General features: G+C 71.4%; 6 protein-coding genes. 2 read left to right on the top strand and 4 right to left on the bottom strand.

From position 1 onward, the window contains the following. The coding region (gene purD / locus ACK5IN_RS10210; protein ID WP_416896080.1) for a phosphoribosylamine--glycine ligase at positions 1 to 1091 on the bottom strand (1091 nt) is incomplete at its 3' end. A gap of 202 nt (positions 1092 to 1293) precedes the next feature. Between purD and ACK5IN_RS10205 the strand changes: the two genes are divergently transcribed. Continuing rightward, positions 1294 to 1647, top strand: coding sequence for a sterol carrier family protein (locus ACK5IN_RS10205; protein ID WP_416896079.1), 354 nt, complete (start codon positions 1294 to 1296; stop codon positions 1645 to 1647). Between the two features lie 211 nt (positions 1648 to 1858). On the opposite strand, the gene ACK5IN_RS10200 is transcribed toward ACK5IN_RS10205, so the two are convergent. The 3 genes from ACK5IN_RS10200 to ACK5IN_RS10190 are packed head-to-tail and all read right to left on the bottom strand — an operon-like array spanning position 1859 to position 4823. Then, complete coding sequence (locus ACK5IN_RS10200; RefSeq protein WP_416896078.1) at positions 1859 to 2629, bottom strand: heme ABC transporter ATP-binding protein; 771 nt, start codon at positions 2627 to 2629, stop codon at positions 1859 to 1861. Then, positions 2626 to 3699, bottom strand: coding sequence for a FecCD family ABC transporter permease (locus ACK5IN_RS10195; protein WP_416896077.1), 1074 nt, complete (start codon positions 3697 to 3699; stop codon positions 2626 to 2628). Before ACK5IN_RS10195 ends, ACK5IN_RS10200 begins: the two co-directional genes overlap by 4 nt. Continuing rightward, positions 3696 to 4823 carry a heme/hemin ABC transporter substrate-binding protein gene (locus ACK5IN_RS10190; RefSeq protein WP_416896076.1) on the bottom strand — a complete coding sequence of 376 codons (1128 nt, stop codon included), beginning with the start codon at positions 4821 to 4823 and terminating at the stop codon, positions 3696 to 3698. Before ACK5IN_RS10190 ends, ACK5IN_RS10195 begins: the two co-directional genes overlap by 4 nt. Before the next feature lie 178 nt (positions 4824 to 5001). On the opposite strand from ACK5IN_RS10190, the gene ACK5IN_RS10185 reads away from it, so the two are divergent. Further along, positions 5002 to 8826, top strand: a complete 3825-nt coding sequence (locus ACK5IN_RS10185; RefSeq protein WP_416896075.1) for an HtaA domain-containing protein — start codon at positions 5002 to 5004, stop codon at positions 8824 to 8826. The last annotated feature ends 19 nt before the right edge of the window (positions 8827 to 8845 follow it).

Genomic DNA, 8845 nt, shown 5'->3' with positions numbered 1-8845 from the left:
TGGGCCAGGTGCACTCCCGGTACGGATGCCGCGGCATCCAGCCCCGCGATGGGCCGACCCGTGACCGGGTTCTCCGGGTAGCCTTCGCTCGCCACGACCACGGTGACCGCGACCGCCTCGGCGAAACCGGGGTTCGGGAAGTCCTCGAGGTGCCCGGATGCGGCCGCCAGCAGCAATTCCGACAACGGGTCGACCAGGCGCGGCAGCACGACCTGCGTCTCCGGGTCGCCGAAGCGCGCATTGAACTCGATCACCTTGACGCCGGTGTCGGTGAGCACGAGACCGGCGTAGAGCAGTCCGATGAACGGGGTGCCCTCGGCATCCAGCTGTCTGATCACCGGTTGCGCGACCGTGCGCGTGACCTCGTCGACGAACGCGGCCTCGCCGCCGAAGCGCTCGGTCAGCCACGGCAGCGGCGAGTATGCGCCCATGCCGCCGGTGTTGGGGCCGGCGTCGCCGTCGCGCAGGCGCTTGTAGTCCTGGGCGGGGGCGAGTGGGCGCACGGTGTCGCCGTCGCTGAGGAAGAACAGCGACACCTCGGGTCCGTCGAGGAACTCCTCGACGAGCACCGGTCCGTGCGGCAGATACGTCTCGGCGTGGGCGAGCGCCGCCGTGCGGTCGGAGGTCACGATGACGCCCTTGCCGGCGGCCAGGCCGTCGGCCTTCACGACGTGCGGGGCACCGAGTTCGTCGAACGCGGCCTCGACCTCGGCGCTCGTCTGCGCGTGCACGGCGCGGCCGGTGGGCACGCCCGCGGCCTCCATGACGCGTTTCGCGAACGCCTTCGAGCCCTCCAGCTGGGCGGCCGCGCGGCCGGGGCCGAAGACCGGGATGCCACGCTCGCGCAGCGCGTCGGCGACACCGGCGACCAGAGGGGCCTCCGGGCCGATCACGACCAGGTCGATGTGTTCGTCGTTCGCGAACGTGGTGACGGCCGCGGGGTCGAGCGGGTCGAGGCCGACGAGCGTCGCATCGTGGGCGATGCCGGCGTTGCCGGGGGCGGCGAACAGCTCGTGCCCGGCGTCTTCGGAGCGCAGGGCGAGGATGATGGCGTGCTCGCGCGCGCCCGAGCCGAGGACCAGGATTCTCACGTCGCCAGCCTATCCGGGCCCGTGTCGACGGTCGTCGGGTCGCCGCACCGCCCTGCTACAGCCATGCGACCGCTCGCCGCCGCGAGACCGCCCGCCGCCGACGTTCGGTCGTCGCATACGGTGGGTGTTTCGCGGCCGGACTGTGCAGATGCGACGACCGAATGACATGCCGAGGTGGGGTGCGTGCCGGTACCGTGGTCGCATGGCCCGCAAGATCCGTTCGGAAGACGGGCGAGCCGCGCTCGCGGGGGTGCGCCGCGGCGAGCCCGAGGGCAACGACCTGCCGACCGCAGTGCGCTACCTGCTGCAACTGCTCGCCGAGAAGGCCCCGGGCAACTCCGTCGAGGTGCGCGTGCCGCCGTTCGGCGCGGTGCAGGTCATCGAGGGCCCGCGGCACACCCGCGGCACGCCCCCGAACGTGGTGGAGATCGACCCGATGACGTGGATCGCGGTCGCGCTCGGCGAGCAGAACTGGAACGTCGCGGCATCCGAGGGACTCATCCGCGCGTCGGGCACCCGCGCGCACCTGGCTGACCTGCTGCCGCTGCGCCCCTAGCGTCTCCGTTCCGCCCTTCCGCCCTTCCGCCCTGCCTTCCTGCCGATCATCCGGCCTGCCGACGTCGGGTCCTCGCGCTTCGCCAAAACTCCTGATCTGGTGAAGGCAGGAGGGTTGGGGCACCGTGTCTCCTGTGTCGGTGAGATCAGGAGTTTTGGCGCGTAGCGCGCGGGGCGTGGCGCGCGGCGACGGGCGGGCGGTGTGCTGTGCCTTACCGTCGGGGGACCACGATCGGCACGCCGGTGCCGGGGTGGGGGAAGACGTCGACGGGCTGGCCGTAGACCTCTTCGATGCGCGCGGCGGTGAGCACCTCGGCAGGCGCCCCCGCGGCGACGACCCGCCCGTGGGAGAGCAGGGTCACCCGGTCGGCGTAGGCGAGAGCGACGTTGAGGTCGTGCAGCACGATCGCCACGGCCGCACCGGCGGCCGCCCGGGTGCGCACGATGCGCAGCACGTCCTCTTGGTGCTTGAGGTCGAGGGCGGCGGTGGGCTCGTCGAGCATGAGCACACCGGTGGCCTGGGCGAGCACGCGCGCGAGGGCCACCCGGGCACGCTCACCGCCCGACAGAGAGGGGAAGGTGCGCGTCGCGAACCCCGCGACATCCGTCTCGGCCATCGCCGCGGCAACGACCCGGTCGTCGTCGTCCTCGGCGGGGGTGCGCGCCCACGGCGCCCGACCCATGCGCACGACCTGCTCGACGGTGAAGGGGAACGACACGGTGTTGGACTGCAGCAGCACGGCGCGCAGGCGGGCGAGATCGCGGGGGCGGATGTCGCGCAGCGGCGCGTCGTCGAGCATCACCGATCCCCGCGCTGGGGCGAGGTCGCCGGCGAGCACACCGAACAGAGTCGACTTGCCGGCGCCGTTGGGCCCGACCAGGGCGTGCACTTGCCCGGAGCACACCTCGATCGACGCGGCCGCGAGGATCTCGCGGCCGTCGTCGACGGCGACGGACACGTCGGTGGCGACCAGCACGCTCATCCCCATCCTCCCGACTGGCGGCGCGTGCGCACGAGCAGCCACAGGAAGAACGGCCCGCCCACGAGCGCGGTGAGCATGCCGATCGGCAGGTCGGCCAGCGGCACCGCGGTGCGTGCGACGAGGTCGGCTGCGGCCAGCAGAAGCGCCCCGCCGAGGGCGCTCGTGATGACGAGCGGAAGGTGCGCCGGGCCGATCGCCATGCGCATGAGGTGCGGGATGACGAGCCCGACGAAGCCGATGATCCCGGCGAAGGCGACGGCGGCGCACACGAGCAGCGCAACGGTGACGATCACGAGGACGCGCAGCAGTTCGACCCGCACGCCGAGGTGGCGGGCCGTGCGCTCGCCGAGCGCGAAGAGATCGAGCCGGCGTGCGACCAGCAGCCCCGCGAGCACCCCGATGGCGGCCAGCGGCGTGACCAGTGCGATGTTCTGCCAGAGTGCGCCGTTGAGCGAGCCGAGCTGCCAGAACACGATCTGCTCGCGTGTCGATGTCGTGCCCAGAAAGGTGAGGAAGGCCAGACCCGCGCCGGCGATCGCGTTGATCGCGATGCCGGTGAGCAGCAGCGTCACGACCTCGGTGCGCCCGCCCGAGCGGCTGATCAGATACACCGAGAACACGGCGATGAGGCCGCCGATGAACGCGAACCCGGGGGTCGTCCACAGTCCGAACACGGTGAGGCCGAACGTGAGCGAGGCGGCGGCGCCGAGGGCGGCGCCGGAGGAGACGCCGACCACCGCGGCATCCGCCAGCGGGTTGCCGAAGATCGCCTGCATGAGCACGCCCGAGACAGCCAGCGCGGCCCCGACGAGCAGGCCCAGCACGATGCGCGGCAGACGGATGTCGAGGATGACGCCCGCTGCGGTCGGTGCGTCAGGTGCCCACGCGGTGTCGATGCCGACGGATTGCAGCAGGACGCCGATCACCTCGCCGGGCGAAAGGACGTACTGGCCGAGGCCCAGCGAGACCACGCAGATCGCTACGAGCGCGACGGCCAGCGCGATCGTCATCACGACGAACCGCGAGGTCCGGTGCCTGGTGGGGACCGGGACGACGACCTCTTCGCTCACGAGGACGGCGCGCTTGGCGTCGCGTCGCTCGTGAGCGCCCGCGAATCGGCCGGCGCGTACAGGGCGCGCGCGAGGGCGCGGATGATCTCGGCCGAGCGCGGCCCGAAGCTGAGGATCTCGGTGTCGGACATGTCGATGACCCGGCCGTTCTGGCCGGCAGGCGTCTGCGCGACGGCGGGTACGCGCTCGATCAGTCCTTCGACATCGCCGACCGAGGCCAGCCCGTCGGTCATCATGACGAGCACGTCGGGCTCGGCGGCCACGAGCGCCTCGGCGGTCATGGGCTTGCTGCCCTCCCAGCCGATCTCGCTGGCGACGTCGATGCCGCCGACCGAGTCGATGAGCGAGTCGGCACCCGAGTCGCGCCCGAAGATGTAGTACACGTTCGCGTTGCCGCGCACGTAGAGGAACACCATGCGCGCCCGGTCGGACTCCGCCGCGGGCGTGACGGCCGCGATCTCGGCCTGCGCGGCGGCGACGTCGGCGGTGATGCGCTCGGCGAGCGCGGCGCCGCGCGTGGGCACGCCGAGCGCAGCGGCGATCTCGACGACCAGGTCGTCGGCGGTGTCGAGGCGCCGCTCGTCGGAGATGACGACGACGGCGATGCCCGCGTCGCGCAGCTGCTGCCGCACCTCTTTCGGGCCGATCGTGGTGTCGGTCAGCATGACGGTGGGGGCCAGCTCGAGGATCGCCTCGGCGTTGAGCGTGTGCCCGGTCTTGGTGACCACGGGCAGGTCCGCGGTGCCGGCGAAGGCGGTCGAGGCATCCCGCCCCACGACGTTGTCGCCGAGGCCCAGCGCGAAGACGGTCGCCGCGATCGTTCCCGAGATGTCGACGGGCAGGATGCGGTCGACAGCCGTCACCTCGACGGGGCGCCCTTCCGCGTCGGTGACCGACACGGGAACGGCGGGGGCGGTGGTGTCGTCGACGGCGGTGACGGCGTGCGTGGGCAGGCAGGCCGTGGACCGGCCGGTCGCCGCGCGCACGTCGTCGACGAGGGTGAGTGAGGCGAGGGGCTCGGCGGCGGGGCGGCAGGTGTTGGAGCCGGGACCGGTGGATGCCTGTGCGCCCGCGCAGCCGGTGAGCCCGAGTGCCACGCATGCCGCGAGCAGAAGAGAAGCCATGCGAATCATTAGGTTAGCCTAACCTAAAACTTGACGATCGCTGAGAGAGTGGTCTACTTTCGATCGAAGAAGTTTAGGTAAGCCTAACCAAATTCAAGCCTCCTTCCGATCCCGAATGCACTGTCGCCCCGGGCCGGTGCGTTCCGGCGCACGCGTCCAGGTCGCACACGGAGAGAACGTGAACGTCACAACCCCTGCACCGTCCGTCGCCGATCGGTTCCGATCGATCGCAGCGACCCTGCTCGCCCTCTTCCTCGTCGTCACGGGTGTCGGCTACGCCGCGCCGGCGACCGCAGCCCCTGCGGCGAGCGCCACGGCATCCGTCGTCAGCGCAACCGAGGACGGTCTCGAGGTGAAGGTCGACTTCGCCGAGGTGCCGACGTCGCCGCTGGCCCCGCCGCAGAACACCGGCGTGTACGTCGGCATCGTCCCGGCCGGCACGACCGAGGTGCTGGGCTCGGGTTCCTTCGTGCCCAACGCGCTCTTTCCGTCGGGCGCCGGATCGGGCACGCACGTCGTGGAGGCCGGCGCTCTCACCGCCGGAGCCGCGTACGAGGCGCTCGTCTGGTATGCGCACGGCAACCCGACCGAGGCGGCGATCGTCGCGCGCACGAGCCTGCCGGTGACCGAGGCGGACTGGGCCGCGGTCTTCCCCGCGTCCGGCGACGAGGGCGATTCGGGAGACGCTGAGGGTGAGGGTGGCTCCGGCGACGAGGGCGAAGGCGACGAGGGCGAAGGCGACGATGGCGATTCCGGCGAGCCTGAGACATCCACACCCGTTCTGGCCGTGTCGCCGAACACGGGTCTCGACCCCGAGGCCGACACCGTGACCGTGACCGGTACCGGATACAACCCCGACCAGGCCATCTACGTGTTCCTGTGCGCCGACACCGAGCTGCCGGCCGACCTCTGGTCGCATGCGCTGGGCTGCACGTCGGGTGCGAAGGTCGTCTACCCGCCGGGGTCGGTCGACCGTGGCGGAAACCCGCAGCCGAACCAGTTCACGGCCGACGGGTCGTTCGCGGTCGAGTTCGCGGTGAAGCAGCTCGGCGGCGCAGCGACCTCGGTGTTCACCGCGGCGAGCCACACGGGCATGGCCGATCGCACGCAGGACGCGAAGGCGACCCTCGCATTCGCCGAAGCGCCCGTCTTCGAGCCGACGGTCGAGGTCTTCCTGGCCGACGGCACGACGCCGTACACCGGGCAGAAGGTGTACGAGGGCGACGAACTCGTCGTCAAGGGCACCGGATACGACCCGGTCGGGAACGTCGGCGGCATGGGGATGCCGATCCCCGCCGACCTGCCGCAGGGCACCTTCGTGGTCTTCGGCAGCTTCGCCGACGACTGGCAGCCCTCGACCGGCAACGGCACGGCGACACGCGTCATGAACAACGCCGCTCGCCAGTGGGCGCTCGCCGAAAGCGTGCTCGTGCAGGTCTCAGAGCCGAACCAGAGCGTCATCCGAAGCGCCTGGACGCCGATCGCCGATGACGGGTCGTTCACCGCGACCGTGAAGGTCGCCGCGCCCGCCGCCCCGCTTGCCGACGGCAACTGGGGCATCTACACCTATCCGGGCGGTGTCGGCACACCGCCGAATGCCGCACAGGAGCAGAGCGTGCTCGTCGACTACGCCGGCGCACGGGCACCGCTGAGCGCCACGGTGACCGAGGCGACGACCGACGGTCTCATGGTGCACGTGCACGGTGAGGCGCTCGGCGACATGGCCGATGCGTACGCGGCGATCATCGAGAAGGACACCGAGGGCGACCTCGACACGGCCGGTGGCTACGTCGCCTTCGAGATGCCGTTCCCGGCGATCACCGACGGCATGATCGACTTCGAGATCGTGGCCCCGGCCGACAAGCTCGACCGCACCAAGACGTACGAGGTGCTGGTGTGGAAGAAGCACTCGAACCCCGATCCGGAGAACATCTACGCGCGCGCCGACATCGCGGTCACCCCCGAGCAGTGGGATGTCATCAAGCCGGTGTCGGCACCGCAGATCACCGTGTCGAAGGCGACGAAGCTCGACCCCGACGGGGAGACGATCACCGTGACCGGTGCGGGGTTCGGCGCCGCCGACGGACCGCTCGGGACCCGCCCGCCGCTGTTCGGTCAGCCCTCGGGCGTGTACGTCGCCGTGGGCGCGTTCGCCGACGACTGGAAGCCGTCCGGCGGTGCGGGCAGCGGCAGCCGCCCCGCCGACTCGGTCGTGTGGCTGCTGCCCGAGCCCTCGTACTCGATGCGGAACCCCGACGGCACCAATGCGCAGTATGCGCTGATCGAGGCCGACGGCACGTTCGAGATCGAGGTCGAGGTGTCGCAGACCGCGGCACGCGACGGCGACTACGGTGTGTACACCTACCCCGGCGGCGGTGCGACACTGACCTCGTACGAGCTGTTCCAGCCGTTGACGTTCACCGTGCCGCCCACGACGCCGCCGGTGACGCCGACCGGGCCCACCACGCCGCCCGCATCGGTGGCCGGCGGCTCGCTGCGCTGGTCGATCTCATCGAGCTTCCTCTCCTATGTGACCGGCACCATCGCCAAGGGGAACATCACGGTGAGCGGCGGCGCGACGCAGTCGGGCGGCCGGTTCCAGTTCGGCCAGGCCTCCGGCAGCACGTTCGACGGTGCGACCGGCACCGTCAGCTACACCGGCGCCGTGCGCTTGTACGGCCACAGCGGGGCGCTCGACGTGACCGTCGCCCATCCGCAGGTGCGGGTCACCTCGCCCTCGAGTGCGGCACTGTACGTCACCAGCGGGGGACGCCAGGTGCACTTCGCCACCCTGAACCTCGGCGCGGCGAGTCGCACCACGTCGAACGGCGCGGTGACTTTCACGAACGCTCCGGCGTCGCTCACCTCGGCCGGTGCCAGCCAGGTGCTCGCCGGCTACAGCACGACCCTGAGTCCGGTGACGTTCACGATCGGATCGGCCTCGGCGGCGCCCGTCGGCTCGAGCGGAACTGTTGCCGCTGCGGCGGTTGCGCAGACGCACACCATCCCGTCGACGCCGCCCGCCACGGACGGCATCGACGTCGATGCCGCCACTCTCGACGCGCTGCAGGCCGGCGAGCAGGTCACGATCACGGTGCCCGGCTTCCAGCCGAACGAGCAGGACATCTCGGTCGTGGTCTACTCGACGCCGACGGTGCTCGGCACGGTCGACGCGGATGCCTCAGGCGTCGCCAGCTGGACCGGCACGCTGCCGGTGTCCGTCGCCGACGGCGAGCACACCCTCACCCTTCAGGGCTCGGTGAGCCGCGGCATCCAGTTCACCCTCGACCGGGGCGCCGCGGCCGTCGGCCAGTGCGCTATCGACGGCGCGACGTTGAACTGGGGCTACAAGGAGTCGTTCCGCACGTACGTCGAGGGCATCGCCCGTGGCGGCTGGGCGCTCGACGGCGTCGTGTACGAGTACCCCGACTACGTGTGGACCGGCGGCACCGGCTCGATCGACCCCGACACCGACGCGGGTCTGGTCGACTTCGGCGGATCGATCCGCTTCACCGGGCACGACGGTGCGCTCGACATGACGCTCGCCGATGCGCGGGTCGAGCTGGTCGGCACCACCGGCTACCTCGTGTTCGACATCACCGGCACCACGCAGGACGGCGAGGCCGTCGAGGTCGAGGGCGTGCGGTTCGTCGAGTTCGCGGTGCCGGCGGCGGTCGACGGCGTGATCTCGATCGACGCGGCACCGGCCAGCTTGACCGACGCGGGTGCCGCAGCGTTCGGCACGTATGTCGCGGGCGAGGAGTTCGACCCGGTGACGGCGACGCTGCCGGTGAGCGGCGACTGCGGCGAGGTCGCGCCCGTCGCGCCGGGCGGCGAGGCGGATGCCTCCGGCCCGATGGCCGTCGAGCCGATCTCTGCGCAGGAGGAGACGTGGGTGTGGCCATGGGCGGTGGGGGGCATCGTCCTGGTCTTGGTCGCCGGGGCTGTGGCGGCCATCGTGATCACGCGCCGACGCGCTGCCAAGAGCGGCGCCGCGGCCTGATCACCCCGGAGGGACGCCC

Source organism: Microbacterium sp. (assembly GCF_047971895.1).
Lineage (GTDB): Bacteria > Actinomycetota > Actinomycetes > Actinomycetales > Microbacteriaceae > Microbacterium.
This window is presented reverse-complemented; position numbering and strand designations above follow the sequence as displayed.